This is a genomic window from Microbispora sp. CSR-4 (assembly GCF_008033685.1).
Taxonomy (GTDB): domain Bacteria; phylum Actinomycetota; class Actinomycetes; order Streptosporangiales; family Streptosporangiaceae; genus Microbispora.
On record NZ_VJVX01000062.1, the window covers coordinates 23,427 to 45,660 of the forward strand.

18 protein-coding genes and 1 pseudogene are annotated in these 22,234 nt (G+C 71.6%); 9 read left to right on the forward strand and 10 right to left on the reverse strand.

Annotation, left to right across the window (positions count from 1 at the left end):
• Positions 1 to 17: 17 nt before the first annotated feature.
• Positions 18 to 1,208 carry a S41 family peptidase gene (locus tag FLV34_RS33135; protein WP_142651920.1) on the reverse strand — a complete coding sequence of 397 codons (1,191 nt, stop codon included), beginning with the start codon at positions 1,206 to 1,208 and terminating at the stop codon, positions 18 to 20.
• Between the two features lie 309 nt (positions 1,209 to 1,517).
• On the opposite strand from FLV34_RS33135, the gene FLV34_RS33140 reads away from it, so the two are divergent.
• Both FLV34_RS33140 and FLV34_RS43480 read left to right on the forward strand, forming a co-directional pair.
• A complete protein-coding gene (locus FLV34_RS33140) occupies positions 1,518 to 2,171 on the forward strand; it encodes a response regulator transcription factor (protein ID WP_142651919.1) in 654 nt (217 codons plus the stop codon).
• Positions 2,172 to 2,458: 287 nt separating this feature from the next.
• Positions 2,459 to 3,253: pseudogene (locus tag FLV34_RS43480) on the forward strand (sensor histidine kinase); the annotation flags it as partial.
• Positions 3,254 to 3,336: 83 nt separating this feature from the next.
• Here FLV34_RS43480 and FLV34_RS43485 read toward each other — a convergent pair.
• Positions 3,337 to 4,107, reverse strand: a complete 771-nt coding sequence (locus FLV34_RS43485) for a TetR/AcrR family transcriptional regulator (RefSeq protein WP_369074161.1) — start codon at positions 4,105 to 4,107, stop codon at positions 3,337 to 3,339.
• Between FLV34_RS43485 and FLV34_RS33155 the strand changes: the two genes are divergently transcribed.
• Complete coding sequence (locus FLV34_RS33155) at positions 3,998 to 4,963, forward strand: aldo/keto reductase (RefSeq protein ID WP_147944966.1); 966 nt, start codon at positions 3,998 to 4,000, stop codon at positions 4,961 to 4,963. The two genes, FLV34_RS43485 and FLV34_RS33155, sit on opposite strands and share 110 nt — an antisense overlap.
• Before the next feature lie 153 nt (positions 4,964 to 5,116).
• On the opposite strand, the gene FLV34_RS33160 is transcribed toward FLV34_RS33155, so the two are convergent.
• Positions 5,117 to 5,785: a response regulator transcription factor gene (locus FLV34_RS33160; protein WP_142651915.1), complete on the reverse strand. Its 669-nt coding sequence runs from the start codon at positions 5,783 to 5,785 to the stop codon at positions 5,117 to 5,119.
• A complete protein-coding gene (locus tag FLV34_RS33165) occupies positions 5,782 to 6,948 on the reverse strand; it encodes a sensor histidine kinase (RefSeq protein WP_147944967.1) in 1,167 nt (388 codons plus the stop codon). Before FLV34_RS33165 ends, FLV34_RS33160 begins: the two co-directional genes overlap by 4 nt.
• A gap of 267 nt (positions 6,949 to 7,215) precedes the next feature.
• Here FLV34_RS33165 and FLV34_RS33170 point away from each other — a divergent pair, with 267 nt between their 5' ends.
• Both FLV34_RS33170 and FLV34_RS33175 read left to right on the forward strand, forming a co-directional pair.
• On the forward strand, positions 7,216 to 8,427 hold the full coding sequence (locus FLV34_RS33170; RefSeq protein WP_222709705.1) for a cytochrome ubiquinol oxidase subunit I: 1,212 nt from the start codon (positions 7,216 to 7,218) through the stop codon (positions 8,425 to 8,427).
• Between the two features lie 25 nt (positions 8,428 to 8,452).
• Entirely contained in the window at positions 8,453 to 9,394 is a 942-nt protein-coding gene (locus FLV34_RS33175) for a cytochrome d ubiquinol oxidase subunit II (RefSeq protein WP_187280796.1), read from the forward strand.
• Positions 9,395 to 9,398: 4 nt separating this feature from the next.
• On the opposite strand, the gene FLV34_RS33180 is transcribed toward FLV34_RS33175, so the two are convergent.
• Together FLV34_RS33180 and FLV34_RS33185 are read right to left on the reverse strand one after the other, a co-directional pair.
• Positions 9,399 to 10,493, reverse strand: a complete 1,095-nt coding sequence (locus FLV34_RS33180) for a serine protease (RefSeq protein ID WP_147944969.1) — start codon at positions 10,491 to 10,493, stop codon at positions 9,399 to 9,401.
• Between the two features lie 51 nt (positions 10,494 to 10,544).
• On the reverse strand, positions 10,545 to 11,693 hold the full coding sequence (locus tag FLV34_RS33185; RefSeq protein WP_147944970.1) for a serine protease: 1,149 nt from the start codon (positions 11,691 to 11,693) through the stop codon (positions 10,545 to 10,547).
• Between the two features lie 221 nt (positions 11,694 to 11,914).
• Between FLV34_RS33185 and dxr the strand changes: the two genes are divergently transcribed.
• Positions 11,915 to 13,102, forward strand: a complete 1,188-nt coding sequence (dxr, locus tag FLV34_RS33190; protein ID WP_147944971.1) for a 1-deoxy-D-xylulose-5-phosphate reductoisomerase — start codon at positions 11,915 to 11,917, stop codon at positions 13,100 to 13,102.
• A gap of 52 nt (positions 13,103 to 13,154) precedes the next feature.
• Here the strand turns inward: dxr and FLV34_RS33195 are convergent, their stop codons facing one another.
• A complete protein-coding gene (locus FLV34_RS33195; RefSeq protein WP_222709706.1) occupies positions 13,155 to 14,300 on the reverse strand; it encodes a lytic polysaccharide monooxygenase in 1,146 nt (381 codons plus the stop codon).
• 334 nt (positions 14,301 to 14,634) lie between these two features.
• Here FLV34_RS33195 and ispG point away from each other — a divergent pair, with 334 nt between their 5' ends.
• From ispG to FLV34_RS33210, 3 genes are all read left to right on the forward strand, one after another.
• Positions 14,635 to 15,798 carry a flavodoxin-dependent (E)-4-hydroxy-3-methylbut-2-enyl-diphosphate synthase gene (ispG, locus tag FLV34_RS33200; protein ID WP_142651910.1) on the forward strand — a complete coding sequence of 388 codons (1,164 nt, stop codon included), beginning with the start codon at positions 14,635 to 14,637 and terminating at the stop codon, positions 15,796 to 15,798.
• Between the two features lie 124 nt (positions 15,799 to 15,922).
• Positions 15,923 to 17,695 carry an alpha/beta hydrolase gene (locus tag FLV34_RS33205; RefSeq protein WP_261985991.1) on the forward strand — a complete coding sequence of 591 codons (1,773 nt, stop codon included), beginning with the start codon at positions 15,923 to 15,925 and terminating at the stop codon, positions 17,693 to 17,695.
• Between the two features lie 55 nt (positions 17,696 to 17,750).
• Positions 17,751 to 18,593 carry a GNAT family N-acetyltransferase gene (locus FLV34_RS33210; protein ID WP_142651937.1) on the forward strand — a complete coding sequence of 281 codons (843 nt, stop codon included), beginning with the start codon at positions 17,751 to 17,753 and terminating at the stop codon, positions 18,591 to 18,593.
• A 111-nt stretch (positions 18,594 to 18,704) separates the two neighbouring features.
• On the opposite strand, the gene FLV34_RS33215 is transcribed toward FLV34_RS33210, so the two are convergent.
• The 3 genes from FLV34_RS33215 to FLV34_RS33225 form a co-directional block, all read right to left on the reverse strand.
• Positions 18,705 to 19,127: a DUF3037 domain-containing protein gene (locus tag FLV34_RS33215; RefSeq protein WP_147944972.1), complete on the reverse strand. Its 423-nt coding sequence runs from the start codon at positions 19,125 to 19,127 to the stop codon at positions 18,705 to 18,707.
• On the reverse strand, positions 19,124 to 19,948 hold the full coding sequence (locus FLV34_RS33220) for a HipA family kinase (RefSeq protein WP_142651907.1): 825 nt from the start codon (positions 19,946 to 19,948) through the stop codon (positions 19,124 to 19,126). Before FLV34_RS33220 ends, FLV34_RS33215 begins: the two co-directional genes overlap by 4 nt.
• 81 nt (positions 19,949 to 20,029) lie before the next feature.
• A complete protein-coding gene (locus tag FLV34_RS33225; RefSeq protein ID WP_147944973.1) occupies positions 20,030 to 21,352 on the reverse strand; it encodes an alkyl sulfatase dimerization domain-containing protein in 1,323 nt (440 codons plus the stop codon).
• Positions 21,353 to 22,234: the final 882 nt, after the last annotated feature.

The following is a 22,234-nucleotide window of genomic DNA, read 5'->3' on the forward strand; positions in this document are numbered from 1 at the left end:
GTTCGTAGGAGCCCCGTCTAGAGGAGGCTCAGCGCCTTGGCGAGGCCGGGGTCGCGGCCCTTGGCCAGGTCGAGTGCCGTCATGGGGGCGTAATGGTCGACGGGGACGCCGACGGTGTCGATGATCTCCCGGGCCGGGCCGAGGTGGCGGACCCTGGGCAGCAGCAGCACGCTGTTGTCGTCGAGGAGATACGCCTCGGCCGGCCCGGAGACGGCCCCCGCGGTGCGGGTCCCGACGAGAGTGCCCAGGCCGTTGTCCTTCACGGCCGCGCTGAAGTCCTCACAGGCCGAGGCGCACGCGCGGTCGGTGAGCACGACCAGGCGCAGCCCGAGCAGCGGCACGGTGTCGTCGGTGCGGTTGGCCGTGCAGTCACCGGTGAACGGGCAGAAGTAGCTCGTGACCTTGCCGTGCGCGAACGCGCCGAGCAGCCGGGTCACCTCGCGCGGCGACCCGCCGCCGTTGCCGCGCAGGTCGATGACCGCCGCCTTGGACGTGCCCTTCAGTGCGGCGATGACCTGGTCGGCCACGCCCTGGAAGAAGCCGGGCACCGCGACGTAGGTGACGCCGCCGGGGAGCTTCTTCGACGTCACCGCCCGCTCCTGCTCCTGGAGGGGACCCTCGGTGAGGGTCACGGTCCGCACGCGTCCCGTCGTGGGCCGCCTCAGCGTGAGCCGTACGGTGTGGGAGGCGAACACGTCGGCGAGGCTCTGGTTCACCGTGTTCCCGATGAACGCCGGGACGCCGTCGGCCTTCTCGATGATGTCGCCGGGCCGGATGCCGGCCTTGTCCGCCGGGCTCCCGGGCAGGACGCGGGTGATGAACAGGGGAGGCCGGGCGGCCGGGTCGAGCCGCGGGCCCTGCGCGGCCGACAGACCGGCGATGCCCGTCCCCACCGGCCCGCCCTCCGGCGGGGGAGTGATCTTCTCCACCCCGGCGTGGTCGTCGTGCAGCCCCGCGACCATGCCGGTGATCGCCGCGTGCAGCGCGTCCGGGTCGCCGGCGCCGATCATCCCGGCGAACGCGGCCCAGTCGGACTCGCGGTTCCCCGTCAGCGCGGGCAGGCGGAGGCCGGGCTTGTCGGCCCCGCGCCGCATCAGCTCCCGGGTGTAGGCGGAGAGGGCGTCCCGCAACAGGACTCTCGGGTCCAGCGCGGGCCCGCCGTAGTAGTTGTCCAGCACGCACTCGTACGCCTGCCGGAGCGTGTTCACCGACGTCGGCGGCGCGGACTCGGATGGCGGCGAGGTTATCCGGGCACACGCGCCGCCACTGGCAGTGGCCCGCGTGACAGCGGCCTGCGCTGTTTCGGCCTGCGCTGTTTCGGCTCGCACTGTTCCGGCCTGCACTGGTCCGGCCTGCGCGGCGGGGGCCGGGGGAGCGGTGGACAAGGCGGCGGCCGTCAGCAGGACGGCGGCGGGAAGAGTTCTGATCATGCCGGTCAGCGTGGCCACCGACGGGTTGCACGGCCGTGAACGACACCGTTAACGCCGCTGTTACCCCGCTTCGGATACGAAGCTCGCATGCGGATTCTCGTGGCCGAAGACGAGCGTGATCTGGCCGACCTCGTCGCGATGGGCCTGCGCCGCCAGGCCATGGCGGTCGACGTCGTGTACGACGGGACGGCCGCGGCCGAGCGGCTCGCGGTCAGCGACTACGACGTCCTCGTGCTCGACCGCGACCTGCCCGGGCTGCACGGCGACCTCGTGTGCCGCGAGCTGGTCGCGCGCGGGAGCCGTACGCGGATCCTCATGATGACGGCGGCGTCGTCGGTGCCGGAGCGGGTCGCCGGGCTCGGCATGGGGGCCGACGACTACCTGCCCAAGCCCTTCGACTTCACCGAACTGGTCGCGCGCGTGCGGGCGCTGGGACGGCGCAGCCGCGACCAGGTGCCCCCGGTGCTGACCCGGCACGGGATCGTGCTCGACACGCATCGGCTCCAGGCGTCCAGGGACGGCAGGCACCTGCACCTGTCGCTCAAGGAGTTCGCCGTCCTGGAGGTGCTCATGCGGGCGGAGGGCGCGGTGGTGAGCGCCGAGCGGCTCCTGGAGGAGGCCTGGGACGAGAACGCCGACCCCTTCACGACCGTGGTGCGGGTCGTGGTCAGCCGCCTGCGGGCCAAACTGGGTGAACCGCCGTGCATCCAGACCGTTCCCGGCGCCGGATATCTGCTGTGACGACGGTCCGGGTAAGGCTGACGCTCATCTACTCGGGGCTCTTCCTGCTCACCTCCGTCGTGCTGCTGGTCATCGTCAACACGCTCCTGCGCCAGGCGCTGCACGCGCGGATCGAACGCCTCGTGGCGCCGCTGCCGGGCGAGGCGCCGGTGGCGCCGCCGGCCCCGGACATCGAAGCCGGGGTGGAGCCGCTCCCGCCCCTGTCCGAGCTGGCCAGGGACCTGATCCACTATCAGTGGGACGTGAGCGCGCTGGCGATCGGGGTCCTGACCCTTGTGTCGGTGGTCGTGGGCTGGCTGATCGCGGGACGGATCCTGCGGCCGCTCCACCGGATCACCGCCACGGCGCAGCGGCTGTCCCTGTCCACCCTGCACGAGCGGATCGCCCTCACCGGGCCGCGTGACGAGCTGAAGGAGCTGGCGGACACCTTCGACGCCATGCTCGACCGGCTGGAGCGCTCGGTCGAGGGGCAGCGGCGGTTCATCGCCAACGCGTCCCACGAACTGCGGACCCCGCTGGCCGTGCAGCGTACGGCGATCGAGGTCGGCCTCCCCGAGGATGTCGGGGAGATCCGCGACACGCTCCTGGTCCACAACCACCGCATCGAGGGCCTCATCGACGCCCTGCTGGTCCTCTCCCAGGCCGAGCACGGCCTGCAGAGGCGGGATCCGGTGGCCTTCCACGAGGTCGTACGGCTCGTCCTGGCCGAGACGGACACGGGCGCGGTGACGGACATGGGCGCGGTGACGGTGACGGCGCGCGTCGAGCCGTTCCTCGTCCACGGCGACCCGGTGCTGCTGAACCGGCTCGTCACCAACCTCGTCGACAACGCCGTGCGCTACAACCACCCCGGCGGCTCCGTCGAGGTGACGCTCGCCGGGGGTGTGCTGAGGGTCCGCAACACCGGCCCCGAGGTGCCTGCCGAACGCTTCGGCGACCTCTTCGCGCCTTTCCGCCGCCTGCACACGACGCGAGGGCAGGGCGCGGGGCTCGGGCTGTCGATCGTCGCGTCGATCGCGGCGGCGCACGGGGCCGCCGTCGCGGCGCGCCCGAATCCCGGCGGCGGTCTCGAAGTCGCCGTGACGTTCCCGGCGGGCGCCGTAAGACAGCGGCCGCCTCATGACCGGTCGCCCCAGGACCTGTCGCCCCGGGACATGGGGCGTGGTCAGGGACGGGGGCGCAGGCCGTCGAAGAAGACGGCGAGGGCGCGACGACGCAGTTCGTCGCTCCACTCGTCGCGTTCGGCCGCCAGGCACACCCCGCACAGCAGGGCCAGCAGTTCGGGCGCCCGGAGGTCGGGCCGCACCGCGTCCGCCTGCTGCGCGGCCGTGAGCAGCCGCCCGATCGCCTGTCGCATGTCGCGGCTGACGTCGGCCGTCCCGGCCTTGGGATCGGCCCCGGACTCGGCGAGCAGGTCGGCGGCGGTCTTCGTCCGGGCCGCGTGTGCCACGATCCGCTCGAGGAACATGAAGAAGGCCGTGCCCGGATCCGGCGACGGCCTGTCCGCCTCAGCGAGGAGCCGTCGCGTACGGTCCACGATCACCGCCTGGTAGAGCGCCTCCTGGGTGGGGAAGTGCCGGTAGATCGTTCCGAGCCCCACCCCTGCCTCCCCGGCGACCGCGCGCACGGACGCGGACGTCCCTTCGCGGGCCAGCACGGCTTCGGCCGCCTCCAGGATGCGCTCCCGGTTGCGCTGCGCGTCCGCACGCCGGGGCCTTGCTTCGCCGGTCATCGTCCTCCTCGCACGTTTGACATCCGGAACGCATGTTCCGTATCGTCCCGAATCAACCGGAACAGGCGTTCCTGATACTACGGGAGGATACGTGATGGAGTACGCGACGCTCGGCCGTTCGGGACTCCGGGTCTCCACAGCCGGCCTCGGCACGATGAACTTCGGCGCCCCCGGAGGCTGCGACGAGACGGAGGCCACCCGCATCGTGGACGCGTTCCTGGAGGCGGGCGGGAACGTCATCGACACCGCCGACGCCTACACCGGCGGAGAGTCGGAGCGGATCGTCGGGCGGGCCGTGCGGGGCAGGCGGGACGAGGGGGTGCTCGCCACCAAGGCGTTCCTGCCGCAGGGGCCCGGTCCCAACGACCACGGGCTGTCCCGGGCCCACCTCACCAGGGCGCTGGAGAACAGCCTGCGCCGGCTCGGGACCGACCACATCGATCTCTACCAATGCCACCATTGGGACGACTCGACTCCGATCGAGGAGACCATGGCGACTCTGGACGGATTCGTGCGGTCGGGCAAGGTGCGATACATCGGCTGCTCGAACTTCACCGCGGCCCAGATCGTGGAGGCCCAGTGGGCCGCGCAGCGCGTGGGCGGGACGCCCTTCGTCAGCCTCCAGCCGGAGTATTCGCTGGTTGCCAGGGGGATCGAGGCGGAGATCCTGCCCGTATCCCAGCGGTATGGGCTCGGCACGCTCGTCTGGTCGCCCCTCGGCGGCGGCGTGCTCAGCGGGCGCTACCGCAGCGGCGAGACCCCCGGAGCCGACACCCGGCTGGGGCGGCTCATGGCGTCGCCCATCCCCGCGGCCCGCACCTGGGCCGAGGGCTTTCTGACCGAGCGCAACCTCGCGATCGCCGCGCACGTCGCCGACGCCGCCGCAAAGCTCGGCGTCGCCCCGGCGGCCGTGGCGCTGGCCTGGGTGCGGAGCAGGCCGGAGGTGACCTCGGTCATCGTCGGCCCGCGTACGCTCGACCAGCTGCGCGCCAACCTCGCCGGGCTCGACCTCGTCCTGCCGCCCGACGTCGCCGCCCATCTCGACGAGATCTCCCGCTGAGGGACGCGAACGGCGGTGCCGGGCGGACGAGACCCGGCGGGACAAGCGGCTGCCGCAGATCGAGCTGCGGAAGCTTCGCGACGCCTCCGTCGTGTCCGCCGCCGACATCGTGGACGAGGACAACGCCGAGCCGCTGTCGCCGTTCTAGACCCCTCAGCCGACGTTCCACCCCGGCCGGACCAGGCCCGACTCGTACGCGATGACGACGAGCCTGACCCGGTCTCTGGCGGCGAGCTTCGTCATGATCCTGCTGACGTGCGTCTTGGCGGTCGCGGGGCTGCACCGGAGGGCGTCGGCCACTTCGTTGTTGGACAGTCCACGCGCGACCAGCACGAGCACCTCACGCTCCCGCTCGGTGAGGTGCCGCAGCTCCGGGAAGTGCACAGGGTCGCCGCTGCGGTCGACGTACTCCTCGATCAGCCGCCGGGTCACGGTGGGGGACAGCAGGGCGTCGCCCGCGGCGACCACTCGCACCGCCTCCAGCAGGCCGGTCGGCTCTATGTCCTTGACCAGGAACCCGACGGCTCCCGCACGCAGCCCCCTGAAGATGTACTCGTCGTTCTCGAACGTGGTGAGGATGACGACACGGACATGGTCGAGGCGCGGGTCTCTCGCGATCCTGCGGGTGGCCTCGATGCCGTCGACTCCCGGCATGCGGACGTCCATGAGGACGACGTGCGGCCGGAGCGCCACGGTCATCCCGACCGCCTGGTCGCCCCGGCTCGCCTCACCCACCACCTCGATGTCGTCTTCGGAGTCGAGCAGCGTACGCAGTCCCATGCGCACGAGCGGCTGGTCGTCGGCCAGCAGGACGCGGATCATGGCTCGGGCCGTCGCAGCGGCAACCACGCCTCCACCACGAAGCCGCGCCCGTCCGCGGGCGCGGCCGTGATCGTGCCGGACATCGCTCTCACCCTCTCCGTCATCCCCGCTATTCCGTTGCCGGCCCGGACATCGTCCCCCGAGGCGCCCCGCCCGTCATCCCGCACGCGAACCAGTACGTCGGCCTCGTTCACGTGGACGACGACACTCGCGTGTGCCGCACCGGAGTGCCTGATCACGTTGGTCAGCGACTCCTGAACAACGCGGTAGGCGGCCAGGCCGACGTCCGCGGGCACGCGGCTCGCCTGGCCCCGTACGTCGAGGTCGACCGTGATGCCGCCCGCGGCCGCCATGCCCGCCAGCCGCTCGATGTCCTCGATGCCGGACGGAGGGAAGATCTCGCCGGCTTCGTCGACACGGCGGAGCACGTCGAGGATCGAGCGGAGTTCGACCAGCACGTCCTTGGTCACTCGCTTGATCGTCGTCACCGCGGCGTGGGCCTTGTCGGGATCCCTGCGCAGGAGATGCTCGGCGACGCCCGCCTGGATGCTGATCACCGAGATGTTGTGCGCCAGCACGTCGTGCAGTTCGCGCGCGATGCGCAGGCGCTCCTGATCGGCCCGCCGTTGTGCCTCCATCTCGCGGGTGAGCTCGGCCCGTGCCGCCTGCTCCGCGATCATCCGCAGGTGTTCGGCCCTGCTGCGCGACACCTCGCCCGCCACGACGATCACCAAAATCCAGATGACCAGCCAGACGTGGCCCTCGGAGACGTCCTGCGGTCCGCGAGAGCTGTCGGCCAGCAGCACGATGACGAGGTAGACGGCGGCACCCGCGAATCCGGCGATCCTGTGCTTGGCGGTGATCGCGGTGTAGACGGCCAGGGCGGGTGCGATGGTGAAGGCGCCGGTTCCGAATCCGAGGCCGAAATAGACAAGCGACACCAGCATGGTGAGGACCATCACCAGCGGCGGATATCGGCGTCGCGCCACGAGGAACGCGGCGGCCACCACCAGCAGCAGGTGGCCGACCCAGTCGGGCGGGCCCTGCTCCGCCCGGCCTCCGGCTATGACGCTGGTGAGGACGGTGGAGACGGCGACGGCGAAGGACAAGGCACAGTCGACGACGAACGCCCTGGGCATCCGGCGCAAGCTCTCGCGACCCACTCAATCGACCGTACGACGTCGCAGGCGCGTGCGGATCATCCCGCGGGATTATCCGCCGTACGACTGCCGGACATCGCGGGGGTGCGAAATCCTTCCCCGGGTCGTGCGCGCCGGGCGCCCACGGCGCGATGACGGGCATCCGGGCCTGCGGCAGCCTCGTCACCAGGAGGCTTCCCCGCGCAAACCGCGCAAACCGCGCAAACCGCGCAAACCGTGCCGACTGTGTGACGGCGCCGACTAGGTGACCGTGCCGGAGGGATGATGGATGTGGCGACGATCGCCCGCCTGCAGTTCGCGACCACCGCGTCGATCCACTTCCTTTTCGTCGCGCTGTCGCTCGGCCTCGTCGTTTTCGTGATCGCCATGGAGACCGCGTACGTCGTCACGGGCAACGCGTCGTTCGAGCGTATGGCGAAGTTCTGGGGCCGGCTGTACGTCGTCAACTACGGAGTGGGCGTCATCGGCGGCATCGTCGTCGAACTTCAATTCGCGCTGAACTGGGGCACCCTGACGAAGGGTTTCGGCGACGCGTTCGGCGGCGCTCTGGCATTGGAGACCCTGACCGCCTTCTTCGTGGAGTCGACGCTTCTCGGCGCCTGGGTTTTCGGCTGGGGCGTGCTCGGCAGGAAAACCCACCTGGTCCTCATCTGGCTGGTGGGGATCTCCGCCTACGCGTCGGCGCTGTGGATTCTCGCCGCCAACGCGTTTCTTCAGCACCCGGTCGGGACGCGGGACGCGGACGGCCGCCCGCTCGCCGGGTTCGGAGAGCTGCTGGGCAACCCCGCCTTGGGGGACGCCTTCCTGCACGTGGTGTTCGCCTCGCTGATCGTCGGCTCGATGTTCGTGGCAGGCGTGAGCGCCTGGCACTTGCTCAGGCGCACCGGCGAGGCGGCGTTCTTCCGGCGTTCGCTGCGGATGGCCGTCGCGGTCCTGCCCGTCGGGACGCTCGCCACCGTTCATTGGGGGATGCTGCAACTCGTCGTCATCGAGGACATCCAGCCGATGAAGCTCGCGGTGCTGGAGGCGATCCGTCCCGGTGACCACGCGCCGCCGGAATGGATCGGCGTCGCCTATCAGGTCATGCTGCGGACCGGATTCGGGCTGGTGCTCCTGTCCGTGGCTCTGGCGGTGTTGCTTTTCCGCGACTGGATCATCCGGCTTCGCGTGCCTCTACGCGTCCTGGTCGCGGCGATCCCGGTTCCGTTCGGGCTGGTCGTGGCCGGTTGGCTGGTGCGCGAGGTGGGCCGCCAGCCCTGGACCGTCTACGGCCTGCTCACCACCGAGCAGGCGGTGACGCCCATGTCGGCGAACGTCGTTCTCACGACCTTCCTGGTGACGGCCGGAGTGATGCTGGTGCTCGCGGTCACCGGCTGCCTGCTGATCGCCCGCTTCGCCCGGCGGGGACCGGAGGACGGCGCGTTCGGCACGCCCCTCGGCCAGGCCGAACCGGCCGGGCCGGTCGGCACCGCCGTGATCTGACATCGTCGACCATCCGGGAGCACATGTGAACACGTTCTGGTTCTGCCTGCTCGGTGCGCTGTTCGGCGTCTACCTGATGCTGGACGGCACGGTCATCGGTGCCGGCATGCTGCTGCGCGCCGGCGGATCCGGGGAGCGGGCGCGGCGCGCCACGGTCACCGCGTTCGGCCCGTTCTTCCTCGGAAACGAGGTGTGGCTGGTGGTCACGGTGGCGACGTTCCTGGCCGTACTGCCCCGTCTGGAGGGAGCGCTGTTCCGCACCCACTACCCCCTCATCGCGGCCGTGCTGGTGATCTGGATGATCAGGGACGCCGCCGTCTGGTTCCGGAGCCGGCTGGAGAGGCCGGGCTGGCGGCGGGGGTGGGACCGCGTGCTCACCGGGGCGAGCACGGCCTTCGCGGCGGCGCTCGGACTCCTTGTAGGCAACGTGGTGACCACGCCGCCGGGGTCGGAGCCGGTCCGGATGCCCTTCGGCTGGCATCCGCTGCTGTGGGCGCTGACCGTGACCGTCGTCTTTCTCGTCCACGGTGCCGCGTTTCTCGTCGTGCGCCTGTCCGCGGACCTGATCGGGGGTCCGCTGCGGGTGGTCCGCCGCCTGGCCCCTGCCGCCGCCGCGTCGTACGCCGTGTTGCTGGGCGCCGGTCTCCTCACCGGATCGCCCTCGCAGGGGACCGGGGCGGTCGCCGCCGAGGCGACGGCCGTGGTCGCCCTGGTCGCCTCGGTCAGGATCGTCGCGGCCCGGCCCCGCATCGCGCCGGCCCTGACCGCGCTCGCGGCGGCCGTCCCGGCGGTGCCCGTCGGCCTCCGCCTGGAACCGGCCGCCGCGCGTTCACTCGCCGCCGGGCCCGCTCTGGACGCGCTGGCCGCGTTCCTCGTGGTCGTGATTCCGCTCGTGACTGCGGTCCAGGCGTGGACCTGGTGGGCCTTCCTCCGCCGGATCGACGCGCGTACCCCTGTCTTCTTCTAGCCCGTCATGCCCGCTCGGCGGTGCGGAACAGGTCGCGTACGGCGGAGCCGAAGTAGGGGCCGTACATCGTGCGGTGGTCGTTGCTGTATTTGAAGCTGCTGACGGACGTCAGCGTGCCCCGGCCGGAGGCGGGGTCGAAGCCGCTGAGCCAGGGCCCGCCGCTGGCCCCCGCCGTGAGGTCGCAGCGCAGGCCCTGGTCGCGGGTCTGCCTCTGTGGGTCGCCGTGGGGGACGCCCGCGCAGTAGAGCAGCCGCTCGCCGTCGTACGGCGGATCCGCGGGGAAGCCGAATCCGTAGGTCCGGCGGCCCCGGGGCGGGTCGAAGGCGATGGGCTGCCCGCCCACCAGGTCGGTCAGGTGCTGCCCGCCGAGGTCGTCCACGGCGACCATGCCCACGTCGTAGTCGTCGTTGCCCGACCGCGACCAGGGCCCGGCGACGAACATCCGCCGTGCGGGGAAGGAGCCGTACGGCTGCCGCCCGCCGTCGTATCCGGGGACGAAGGTCCAGTTCTCCGCCCAGTCTCCTGCGCCGTCCTTGACGCAGTGCCCGGCGGTGACGACGAGGTCCCTGTTCGCGCTGCGCACGGCGCTGGCCGAGCAGGAGAAGTCCACGCCGTTCAGCGTGAGGAAGACCCTGCCGGTGGTCCTCGTCACGGAGCCGCCCGCCGCCCAGCGTGTGCCGCTCGTCGTCGCCGGGGGCATCGCCGCCGCCTGCCGGGCCCTGGCCGTCCTGCCGGTCCTGCTGGTCGTGCCCGTCCTGGCCGTTCCGGTGGAGGTACGCGCCGCCTGCTCGGAGGCGAGGACCACGCCGGCGGCCGGTAGCAGGGCGGCCCGGGCGACGGGCGGCAGCACGGACGCCGGGGGAGCGGCCGGCTTCAGCACCGAGGAGGCGGCGGGCCGGGCGGCGGCGATCTTCTGCAGACCCCCCAGCAGCCCGATCGGGACCGCGCCCGCCATCCTTTGCGGCGTCCAGTAGGTCTCGGAAACATGCCCGGCCACGTGCTCCACGACGTCTCCCACAGGGGAGATGTCCCGGCCGGGGGCGCTCAGGAGTCCGGTGACGAGGGCGGTGACGGCAAGCAAGGGGAGGCTCGGAGTCATGGCTCCCGAGTGTGGACCACCCGGCGTGTTCTTGCCGCTACTTTCCGTGAATCAGGTGAGGGCCGTCTTCTGGGCCGTGTTGTAGACCGCCTCGGCCTCCGGGCCGAAGTAGGGCCCGAACATCCAGTAGGACGCGAAGTTGTACTTGAAGCTGTTCACCGAGTTGAGCAGGCCGCTGCCGGTGCGCGTGTCGAACCGCACGAACCACGGGCCGCCGCTGGCGCCGCCGGTCATGCCGCAGCTCAGCCCCTGGTCCTGCGAGCTGAGGTAGTCGTCGAAAGTGCGCCCGCCGCAGTAGACCAGCCTCGACCCGTCGTACGGCGCGCCCGCCGGGTAGCCGAACGCGTACGTCTGCTGCCCGCGCGGCTGGTTGAACGCGACGCCCTGGCCGCCGACGACGTCGGTGAGGTTCTTGCCGCCCTGCGGCGCGACGACGGCGGCCGCGATGTCGAAGTTCATGTTCTCGCCGGAGTTCCACTGCGGGGTGGTGAGCAGGGTGGTCGCCGGCCAGGTGCCGTTGGGCCGGTTGCCCTGGTCGTATCCGGGGACGAACACCCAGTTGGCGTGGAAGGCGCCGTTCAGCTTCACGCAGTGCCCCGCGGTGATGACCACGCTCTTGTTGGCGCTGGTGACGGCGGTGCCCGAGCAGGAGGCGTTGCGCCCGGCGTCCGATCCGGCCGTGACCGTGAAGAACACCCTGCCCGTCGTCTTCGCCACCGTCCCGCCCGCCGTCCAGGACGACCCGGAGGTACGCGACGAGGGCTGGGCCGCGGCGGACGTCGTGGCCGCGGTCAGGGTGGCGGAGGTCTGCGTGGCGGAGGTCTGCGTGGCGGAGATCTGCGTGGGGGAGACGGTCATGGACCGCGCCGTGGCCGCCGTCGAGCCCCCCGCGGAGCCGGTCACGGAGCCGGTCGCGGAGCCGGTCGCGGAGCCGGCCGCCGCGAAGTGCCGGTCGCCGGTGCCGGGGGCGTCCAGCGGCTTCGCGGCCTTCATGCGCGCGACGGTCCAGAACTTCTTGACCGTGGTCTGTTCCTTCGCCGTGTCGGCCGCCTCGTGCACGGCGGGCCGTGGGGCCGCGGCCGACCGCGTGACGGTTCCTGTCCCGGTCGCCGCGGCGCCGTGTGCGGCGGGGAGCATCGCCCCCGCCGCGGCGAGGGCGGGGACCGCGAGAACGGCGAGACGTCGTGCCCTGGGGTGCATGCTCGGCTACCTCCGTGTCGGGATGTCCTGACGCGGGAAAGTAGCGACGCCTTCAACTGGATTTCTCACGATCTGCCGATACGGTTATGGGCAGATTCGGGCATATATGTGCTTGTTTCTCCCCAGCATCTTTGGACGCGGCGCCCGCCCCCTCGGCGGCCCCTCCGCGTACGGCCGCGTGCCGTTGCGGGCCCGCGGACCGTCTCGGAGACAATGAGGGAATGAGCTCCCAATCCCTGCCGCAGCCCCGGTCTGTCGTCGTGCTGGGTTCGACCGGCTCCATCGGCACCCAGGCTCTCGACGTCGTCGCCAACGCCCCCGGACGGTTCCGCGTGACCGCGCTCGCCGCGGGCGGCGGCCGGGTCGACCTCCTGGCGAAGCAGGCGGCCGACTTCGAGGTCGAGGCGGTGGCGGTCGCCGACCCCCCGGCCGTACCGGCGCTGCGCGAGGCCCTGGCGGCGGCGGGCGCGCGGGCGCGGGGGCTGGCGGGTCCCGGAGGGGTGGCAGAGATCGCGGCGTCGCCCTGCGACATCGTGCTCAACGGCATCACCGGAGCCCTGGGGCTGACCTCCACGCTCGCCGCGCTGGAGGCGGGCCGGGTGCTCGCGCTGGCCAACAAGGAGTCGCTGATCGTGGGCGGCCCGCTGGTCAAGCGCTTGGCCGGGCCGGAGCAGATAATCCCCGTGGACTCCGAGCACTCCGCGCTCGCCCAGTGCCTGTGGGCGGCAGGTCCGGGCGGGGCCGACCCGGCGGCCGTACGGCGGCTGGTCGTGACAGCGAGCGGCGGCCCCTTCCGGGGCAGGAAGCGCTCCGAGCTGACGGACGTGACCCCTGAGATGGCGCTCAACCACCCGACCTGGAGCATGGGGCCGGTCATCACGGTGAACTCGGCGACGCTCGTGAACAAGGGCCTGGAGGTGATCGAGGCCCATCTGCTGTTCGACATCGGGTTCGACCGGATCGAGGTGGTGGTCCACCCGCAGTCGATGATCCACTCGATGGTGGAGTTCACCGACGGCTCGACGGTCGCGCAGGCGAGCCCGCCCGACATGCGGCTGCCGATCTCGCTCGCGCTGGCCTACCCCGAGCGGGTGCCCGGCGCGGCGCGTGCGGTCGACTGGACCACGGCCCACACCTGGACCTTCGAGCCGCTCGACGACGAGGCGTTCCCGTCGGTCGGGCTGGCCCGTCACGTCGGAGCCCTGGGCGGCACGGCGCCGGCGGTCTACAACGCGGCGAACGAGGTATGCGTGGAGGCGTTCCTGAAGGGCGCTCTGCCGTTCCTCGGCATCGTGGACACGGTGGAACGCGTGGTGGCCGCCCACACCCCCGGCCCGGCGGCGTCCGTCGAGGAGGTCCTCGCGGCGGACGCGTGGGCGAGAGCGCGGGCGGCCGAGCTCACGGCCTGAGCCGATCCTCGGCGCGATCCGGGTCAGGCGGGCCGCGCCGAGGCCGGTCGGGTCAGGTCGTCGAACAGGTCAGCGTCGGGGTGCCGCTGCCCGATCCGTTGGCCAGGAAGCCGAACGTGGTCGAGGCTCCGGCGCTCACGCTGCCGTTGTAGCTGACGTTCTTCACAGTGATCTCGCTGCCGGACTGGCTGAGCGTGCCGTTCCAGACCTGCGTGATCGTGGCGCCGCTCGGCTGGGTCCATCTCACCGCCCAGCTGCCGATGGACGAGGAGCCGGCCGTCACCGTGCCCTCCCCCTGGTATCCGCTGCCCCACGAGCTGACGACCTTGTAGGTGGCCGAGCAGGCTCCGCCGTTGCCACCGGGGGTCGGGCTCACCGTGGGGCTGACCCGCGGGCTCGGCGACGTGTCCGGCGTGGTGCCGGGCGACGGGGAGACGCGCGGGCTGGGGGACGGGCTGACGGGCGGGTTGCCCGTCTCGCCGACGCCGGTCACCTCGCCGTTGCCGCCGTCGAAGACGACGTCGGAGCAGCTGTAGAACGTCTCGTTGCTGTCCGAGCGCTGCCACACGGTGTAGATGATGTGGCGGCCGCTCTTACCCGAGGGCAGGCGGGCGTTCCAGTAGTAGTGGCCGTCCTCGGTGCCCACCGAGCCGACGCTCGGCGGGTCGGTGACGCTGTCGAACGGCGTCGACTCCAGGTCGCTCCAGGCCAGTGCGCGGGTCGGGCTCCAGGAGTCCTTCGTGATGTACGACCGGAACGTGCCCGGGTGCGCGGCCCACTTGTTGTACTTGAACTGGATGGTCGCCCCGGAGGTCAGGTGGGTGACCGGCCAGTCGTCGCGGGCGAGGTCGAAACCGCTGAAGTCGTAGACGACCGCGCCGCCGCTGCACAGCTGCCCGTCCGGGATGAAGCCGGACATCCGGCCCGCGCCGTCCGAACGCAGCACGGCGAACCAGTTGTACAGCGCGTTGGTGCCGCTCTTGGCCACCGCGGCCGCGCAGGCGGGGTTCTTCGGCTGGATGGCTCCGCTTGAGGTCGTGCCGTCCTTCCAGCACAGGTAGGTGCGGCTGCCGGGCATCATCGGAGCGCCGTGCGCGGACGCCGGGGAGGCGAGAACGACGGCGGAGACGAGGGCGGACAGCGCGGCGACGATCAGTGCGATCGTCGCTGTCGACAGTTTTCTTCGTGGTCTACCCACGGGCTACCCTTTCGCGTGGTCATGGCTGCCGCACTCGTGGTGCAGCACGGCACCGCCGACGGCGCGAGCACGTCGGCCCGGGGGGACAGCCGTTGACTTACCAACCAGGTGGTGCGAGAGCGCTCACGCGATTCGGACTCTAGGTCGGCCTCCGCCCCCTGCCCACCCGCGCGATGGCCGCCGCGCCCGTCCTCGCAGGTGGCGGCTCTTCCTTCAGCCGCGGGTCATGAAACCTTCATTCATCGTGAAAAGCTTTCGGCCCGCCCGGCGTCGCGGCACTCCTTAGACTGGGAGGGCCCCCACCGGGCGTCGCCTATCACAACAAGGTGCAGAAATGTCTGTTGATCTCGGGATTCCCGCCGTACGGACCCAGCCGATCGCCAAGCGGCGGGTGTCACGTCAGATCATGGTCGGCTCGGTCCCCGTCGGCGGGGACGCGCCGGTCTCGGTGCAGTCCATGACCACCACCCTGACCGCCGACGTCAACTCCACCCTGCAGCAGATCGCCGAGCTCACCGCCGCCGGCTGCCAGATCGTCCGCGTCGCGGTCCCCTCGCAGGACGACGCCGACGCGCTGCCGGCCATCGCGAAGAAGTCCAAGATCCCCGTCATCGCCGACATCCATTTTCAGCCCAAATACGTCTTCGCGGCGATCGACGCCGGATGCGCCGCCGTCCGGGTGAACCCCGGGAACATCAAGAAGTTCGATGACAAGGTCGGAGAGATCGCCCGCGCGGCCTCCGACGCCGGTGTGCCGATCAGGATCGGCGTCAACGCCGGCTCGCTCGACCCGCGCCTGCTGCAGAAGTACGGCAAGGCCACGCCCGAGGCCCTGGTCGAGTCGGCGCTGTGGGAGTGCTCCCTGTTCGAGGAGCACGGCTTCCGCGACATCAAGATCTCGGTCAAGCACAACGACCCGGTCGTCATGGTCCAGGCCTACCGGCTGCTCGCCCAGCGCTGCGACTACCCGCTGCACCTCGGCGTGACCGAGGCGGGGCCGGCCTTCCAGGGCACGATCAAGTCGGCCGTGGCGTTCGGCGCGCTGCTGGCCGAGGGGATCGGCGACACCATCCGGGTGTCGCTGTCGGCGCCTCCGGTCGAGGAGGTCAAGGTCGGCACGCAGATCCTCGAGTCGCTGGGCCTGCGCGAGCGCGGCCTGGAGATCGTCTCGTGCCCGTCCTGCGGCCGTGCCCAGGTGGACGTCTACACCCTCGCCGAGCAGGTGCAGGCCGGGCTGACCGGGCTCAAGGTGCCGCTGCGCGTGGCCGTGATGGGCTGCGTGGTCAACGGGCCCGGCGAGGCCAGGGAGGCCGACCTCGGCGTCGCCTCCGGCAACGGCAAGGGCCAGATCTTCGTGAAGGGCGAGGTCATCAAGACCGTCCCCGAGTCGCAGATCGTCGAGACCCTCATCGAGGAGGCCCTGCGCCTGGCCGAGGAGATGGGCGTCGACGTGGACCTCGACGACGAGGACGCCGGTCCGGAGGTCGTCGTCAGCTGACCCTGGCATTACAGTTCGCAATGCTCTGACTACACAATGGCAATGAACGGGTAGTACGGACCGTACTCGGTCGATCACATCGCGAAGCTGTCCTCTGCTGTTCGGAAGCAGAGGAGCAATGCCGGTGAAGCGGGTCGTTGGTGTGGTCGCGGGCGTGGCGGTGCTGGTCGCCGGGCTGGTCGGGCCGGAAGGTGTGGCAGCCGGGACGGACCGGCCGGGGCACTGGGGGCCGCCGAAGCGTCCGCTCGAGTGGAAGCAGTGCCCGCCGGAGAAGAAATCGTCCTCCGGCGGCCTGCTCGGCCTCGGCTCGGCCCGGCCGATCGGGTCCATCGAGCCTTTCGCATCGACCGGGCGTTTCGCCGGGCCTTTTGCGTCGAGCGGGCCTTTTGCGTCGAGCGGGCCGGCCGAGCCTTTCGCGTCGGCCGCGCCGGCTCGCCGGGCCGGTCGGCGGGAGCCGGTGCAGGAGTGCGCGGAGCTGCGTGTCCCGCTCGACTACCGCGAGCCGTACGGCCAGCAGATCACCCTGTCGCTCAACCGCATCAGGGGCACCGTCTCACGTGACGGCAACCACCTCGGCACGCTGCTGGTCAACCCCGGCGGACCGGGCGGCGAGGGGCTCAGCCTGGCCAGGTATGTCGCGGCCAAGCTGCCCAAGGAGGTCGCGGCCCGGTTCGACATCGTCGGGTTCGCCCCGCGCGGGGTGGCGCCCAGCCAGCCCGCCATGTCGTGCGTGGACCCGGCCCGCTTCTACGCGCCGCCCCGCCCCGACAACGTTCCGAAGAACGACGCCGAGGAACGGGTGCTGGTCGGCCGGGCCAAGCAGTACGCCGAGGGGTGCGGCAACCGCTGGGCCTGGTTCCTGCCCTACCTGACCACCGAGAACTCCGCCCGCGACATGGACGCGGTGCGCGCGGCGCTCGGCGAGGAGAAGATCAGCTACCTCGGCTACTCGTACGGCACCTACCTGGGGGCGGTCTACGCCACGCTGTTCCCGCAGCGGGTGCGCCGCCTCGTGCTCGACAGCGTGGTGGACCCCGCCGGCGTCTGGTATCAGGCCAACATCGCCCAGGACCGCAGCTTCGACCGGCGGCACCGCGACTTCCTCGCCTGGGTGGCCGAGCACAACGACGTCTACAAGCTGGGCACGACCCAGGCGACGGTGTCCTTCGCGTGGTACTCCATGCGCTCCCGCCTGCGCGACAGGCCCGCGGGCGGGGTCGTGGGCCCGAGCGAACTGGACGACGTCTTCTCCAACGGCGCCTACAGCGACCGCCTCTGGCCCTACCTGGGCTCCGCCTTCTCGGCGTACGTCCGCAACGGCGACTCCTCGGTCCTGGTGAAACTGTTCCGTACGGTGGCCGAGATCGATGAGGAGGAGGAGAACTCCTACGCGGTCTACCTGGGCGTGGAGTGCCGCGACGCGGCCTGGCCCCGGTCGTGGGACCGCTGGCGGGCCGACACCCGCAAGGAGCACGCCGAGGCGCCGTTCATGGCCTGGCCCAACGCCGTCTACAACGCACCGTGCGCCTTCTGGCCGGAGAAGGGCGGCACCCCCGTCAAGGTGGGCACGTCGCACCTACCGCCCGTCCTGCTGATCCAGGCCGAGCGCGACGCCGCCACGCCGTACGCGGGGGCGCTGCGCATGCGCAGCCTGTTCCCGACCTCGCGCCTGCTCGTCTCGCACGGCGGCAACCACGGTGTGTCGCTCGCCGGGAACGCGTGCGTCGACCGGCAACTGTCGGCCTATCTGCGCGACGCGGTGCTGTCGCCGCAGCGCAGGGGCACGCGGGGTGCCGACGCGACCTGCCCGGGCGAACCGGAGCCGCGGGCCACGCTGATGAAGGTCACGGAGGGTGGGCAGGGAACGGCGTCCCACACCTCCGCCAAACGGCGGTAGCCCGGCCCGGCCGATACCTCCCAAACGCTAACCGTTCGCGTAGGCTGGGCCCGTGATGCTGCGAACATCGGCGTCGCGCGTGCTCGACGACAACGATCGTGACGAGGTGCTGGCACTCCTCGACACCGATCCGGTCGCCAATGTGTTCGTAGCGGCCCGGGTCAGGGCCGTCGGCCTCAGCCCTTCACGGCTCGGCGGTCAGATGTGGGGCTACGGCCCCCGCGGAGGGCTGGTGTCCCTGTGTTACGCGGGCGCCAACCTGGTGCCCGTGAACGCCACCCGCGAGGCCATCCACGCGTTCGCCGACCGGGCGCGCAAGCAGGGCCGCCGCTGCTCGTCCATCGTCGGCCCGGCCGGCGCCGTGGAACAGCTCTGGGAGCGGCTGGAGCCGCACTGGGGCGGTGCCCGGGCGATCCGGTGGGCCCAGCCGGTCATGGCCACGACCTCCGCGCCCGCAGTCGACCCGGACCCGCTCGTACGGAGGGTCCGTCCCGAGGAGTTCGGCATCCTGCTGCCCGCCTGCGTGGCGATGTTCACCGAAGAGGTGGGCGTCTCCCCGGACAACGGCGACGGTGGAGCGCTCTACCGGTCGCGGGTCGCCGAGCTCATCCGCATCGGCCGGTCGTACGCGCGGATCGACGACGGCCAGGTGGTCTTCAAGGCCGAGATCGGCGCGGTCACACCGCAGGCGTGCCAGATCCAGGGCGTGTGGGTCCACCCCGATCTACGCGGACGTGGTCACGCCGCGGCGGGCATGGCCGCCGTGGTCGAGCAGGCGCTGAAATATTTCGCCCCGGTCGTCACCCTCTATGTGAACGACTTCAACCTCCCGGCCAGGGCCGTCTACCGCAAGGTGGGCTTCCAGGAGGTCGACACGTTCATGTCCGTGCTGTTCTAGCCGGTCCTGGGACCCCGGTCGTCGCGAAGCCCGCTCCGCCGGGCTTTCGCTGTGGTCCTCGCTCCCTTTCGCTCCGCTTCCCGAACCCGGTGAACGTCGGCGGGCGGCGCACTAACCAGTGCCGAGGCCGGCCTGACAACCGGTGCCGAGGCCGGCCTGCACGGGTCGCACCAGCCGGGTCAGCAGGTGGTCCAGCTCGGCCGCCGGGTCGCCGGTCAGCCCGGCATGCACCGGCCCGGTCTGCACGACCGTGCTGCGCGGTGCGGTGAGCCAGCGGAACCGGGCGCCCAGCGGCTCCCCGCACAGGGGGCCCGCCTCCTCGCCGCACGCCCGCTCGTAGGCGGCCAGGGCCAGCCGTACGCCGGGCAGGTCCACCGGCACGCCCAGCGCCAGCAACCGGGTCTCGTCCAGCTCCACCCGTGCGCACAGGTAGCCGCGCGGCTGGCAGTAGAGGATGACCCCGGCGTTGACCAGTTCGCCCCGCTCCACGCTGGGCACCACGCGGATCACCGCGTACTCGTAGACGTCGCTCATCGGCCGCCCTCTCGCGCCGCACGCCAGAAGCCGCCGATCGTCGCGCTCGGCCCGCCCCGGCGCGGAGCGGGAGCGGCGGGGTCGGGGAGCCAGTCGCGGGGGCCGGCGGCCCGGGCGAGCAGATGCTCGACATAGGCCTGCCGTACGGCGTCGGCGTCCGGGAAGCCCGGCTCGTCCTCCAGCCACTCGTCCGGCACCAGCGCGGTCACCTCGTCGAGCAGCGGCCGGGTGACGAGCCCGGCCAAGTCGGCGTCGGCCTGCTCCAGTTTCGTCGCGAACGGCGCGAGCACGTGGTCGCGGCCGTCGAACCGGCGGCGCGGGTCGGCCGTCGGCCAGTTGTGGTGGAACCACAGGGCGGCGCCGTGGTCGATCAGCCACACCCCGCCGTGCCAGACGAGCAGGTTCGGGTTGCGCCAGCTCCGGTCAACATTGTGGACGAACGCGTCGAACCACAGCACCCGGGAGGCGAACTCGGCGTCGGGCTCCCAGGCGAGCGGGTCGAAACCGAGCGCACCGGGCAGGAAGTCGATCGCGAGGTTGTGCCCGGCGCTCGCCGTGAGCAGGTCCTGGATCTCCTCGTCGGGTTCGCGGACGCCGAGTTGCGGATCGAGGTCGATGACCTTGAGCTCCGGCGTGGCGAAGCCGAGCCGCCTGGCGAGTTCGGCGCAGACGATCTCGGCCACGAGCACCCGCCTGCCCTGTCCCGCACCGCGGAACTTCACGACGTACGTGCCGAGGTCGTCGGCTTCGACGACTCCGGGCAGCGACCCGCCCTCGCGCAGGGGCGCGACATACCGGGTCGCCGTGATCTGTTCGAGCACGGAAGGAAGGTTACCGGCAGGGCCGGCGGGCGCTCCCCTCCTCGCGCCCGCCGGCCACCTGGGCGGCTCCGCTCGGCCGGCTCAGTTGGCCTTGCTCGGCAGCCACCACATCCGTCCCTCGGCGACGTCGTGGTAGACGTCGAGCAGGTCCATGCCGGTGATCTTGCTGCGCGACTCGGCGGCGGCCCAGGCGTACACGCCTCGCGCGATCGAGCCGCTCTCCTGCTGGACCCGCATCGCATAGACGAGGGCCCTGATCTCGTGCACCTTGTGGTTCTCCGGCTCGGCCTGCGCCGCGAGCTCGGCGAGCTGGCAGGCCAGGCGCAGATCACCGTCGGCCGCCGCGGCGACGGCCCGGCCCGCGACCGACGCCGCCCCCGCCGACAGCTCGGCGACCGCCCGGGCGAACACTGCGTCCGGTGCGGGCTTGAGATTGGCGGGGTTGCCGTCATGCCAGCCGCCGTGCAGCCGCCAGATGTTGCGCACGATGAACTCGGGCTCGTCGTGGCGCTCACGCAGGTAGGGCCGCCCGGCCAGCGCGGGCGGTGGCTTGACCGAGTGCAGGATCTCGTCCAGGCGTGCTCCGGCGTTCATCAGATCGAGCGTCTGCTCGACCAGGCTGTCGAGATAGTCGGCCGTGTCGGTGAGCGCCCGGCGCACCCGGGCCGGGCCGCGGATCGGCAGCCCCCGCCCGGGGAGCAGCAGGTCGGCGTCGAGCGCGGCCATGGCCCGCAGCGCCACCGCCCAGTCGTCCGGATAGCGCTGGATCCGCTGCGGGTGGCCCGCCCCCGGGACCGACCACGCGAACAGGTCGCCGGTCATCAGCACGCCCCGCTCGGGCAGGAACGCCCAGGTGGCGTCGTCGGTGTCGCCGCAGGCATGGGTGAGCTGGAACGTGACGTCTCCCAGCGACAGGGACAGCCGGTCGCGGTAGGTCAGGTCGGGAAACCGCTGCGGCGGCGGCCAGACCAGCCGGGGGAAGCCGCGCTCGCGCAGGTCGACGACCGCGTTGTATCCGGCGGTCCTGCCCTGCTGGGCGAGTCTGAGGGCCAGCCTTTCCTGCGCCACCACCAGTGGGCGGGGGCCCGGCTCGGCGTCGAACTCCTCCATCCCCGCCAGCCGGTCGGCCCGGCTGCGGGAAAAGATCGCATATTTGAGCGGTTCGGACGACCACTTCCTGATCGCACGGTACGACTGCTCGGCCTCGCGGGCGTCGCCCGTGTCGAAGAGGCCCAGCCCGTCCTCGCCACGGACCACGTACACGTTGCCGCACGCCGGCCACATCGCCACGCCGTAGGCGATCTCCTGCACTCCGTCGCGGCGCAGCTCCGCGTAGGGCACGTCCTCGGGGCGCACCGAACCACGCCAGACCTCGTCGGCGTACGAAAGGATCGGTGATTCCATGTCAAGAGCCTGATCCTCTAGGCGGACGGTGCACAGTAGGGAGATCCCTAATGTCCGTGCCGGTCTCGCACCGCGCCCCGTACGCCCCGCGTGGGCGGCGTAGGCCCGCGCCGTAGGGGCCGGCGCGCGCAGTTCACCGCCCGCAGTTCACCGCCCGCAGTTCACCGCCCGCAGTTCACCGCCCGCATTTCACCGCCCGCAGTTCACCCCCAGCTCACCACCGCGCGGGCCAGCGTCACGGGGGTCAGTGCCGCGTGATCTGCCACCGCGCCGGCCGCCGTCGCGCGGGCCAGCGTCACGGGGGTCACCGCAGCGCGATCCACCACCGCGCAGGCTGGCCCTATGCGGGTCAGCGCCGCGCAGTTCACCGCCGCGCAGTTCCGTCGCAGCGCACAGTTCGGCACAGCGCAGTTCATCACCGTGAAGTCAGCGTCATTCGGGTCAGTGCTGCGTGTGGCACCCGGCGTGGCTCAGCAGCCGAACGGGATGCGGGCCGCGTCTTGACACTGCTTCTCCCTCCAACAGTGTCGGGGGCGAGGAGGGGGCGTCAAAAGGGCGGTGCCTCGAGGTCGCGTTGGATGAGTGTTCCTCTTGATTCGTCCTGTGGTGTGGCGTTGTCGTGTTCCTCCGTGTCGGGGCTGTCCGCGTCGGGTGTCTGGGTCGTGTGCCTACGGGTTGGTTGTGCCGGGGTTTCTGCGGGGGTTTGTGCTGGTGGGGTGGTGGGAGGGCATGGTGGGGCCATGATCGTGTCTGGTGCTCCGGGGAGGTCGGCGGGCAGGCGTCCGGGTGGGGCGTCGGGCCAGGGGCGGGGCTGGGGGTCGGGGACGGGCTGGATGATCTTCGGGAGTGGGCTGCGGTAGGGGTGTCCGAGTGGGCTGGTCC

What these genes read in the sequence shown, in the direction of transcription:
- FLV34_RS43485 (WP_369074161.1), bottom strand. Translation starts at nt 4,107, where the DNA reads ATGCGGGTGGCCTCCGTCTCGTCGCAGCCTCCGGGGGCGCCGAAGTTC.
- FLV34_RS33225 (WP_147944973.1), bottom strand. Translation starts at nt 21,352, where the DNA reads ATGGAATCACCGATCCTTTCGTACGCCGACGAGGTCTGGCGTGGTTCG.
- ispG (WP_142651910.1), top strand. Translation starts at nt 14,635, where the DNA reads ATGTCTGTTGATCTCGGGATTCCCGCCGTACGGACCCAGCCGATCGCC.
- dxr (WP_147944971.1), top strand. Translation starts at nt 11,915, where the DNA reads ATGAGCTCCCAATCCCTGCCGCAGCCCCGGTCTGTCGTCGTGCTGGGT.
- FLV34_RS33215 (WP_147944972.1), bottom strand. Translation starts at nt 19,127, where the DNA reads ATGAGCGACGTCTACGAGTACGCGGTGATCCGCGTGGTGCCCAGCGTG.
- FLV34_RS33155 (WP_147944966.1), top strand. Translation starts at nt 3,998, where the DNA reads ATGGAGTACGCGACGCTCGGCCGTTCGGGACTCCGGGTCTCCACAGCC.
- FLV34_RS33140 (WP_142651919.1), top strand. Translation starts at nt 1,518, where the DNA reads ATGCGGATTCTCGTGGCCGAAGACGAGCGTGATCTGGCCGACCTCGTC.
- FLV34_RS33210 (WP_142651937.1), top strand. Translation starts at nt 17,751, where the DNA reads ATGCTGCGAACATCGGCGTCGCGCGTGCTCGACGACAACGATCGTGAC.
- FLV34_RS33180 (WP_147944969.1), bottom strand. Translation starts at nt 10,493, where the DNA reads ATGACTCCGAGCCTCCCCTTGCTTGCCGTCACCGCCCTCGTCACCGGA.
- FLV34_RS33185 (WP_147944970.1), bottom strand. Translation starts at nt 11,693, where the DNA reads ATGCACCCCAGGGCACGACGTCTCGCCGTTCTCGCGGTCCCCGCCCTC.
- FLV34_RS33160 (WP_142651915.1), bottom strand. Translation starts at nt 5,785, where the DNA reads ATGATCCGCGTCCTGCTGGCCGACGACCAGCCGCTCGTGCGCATGGGA.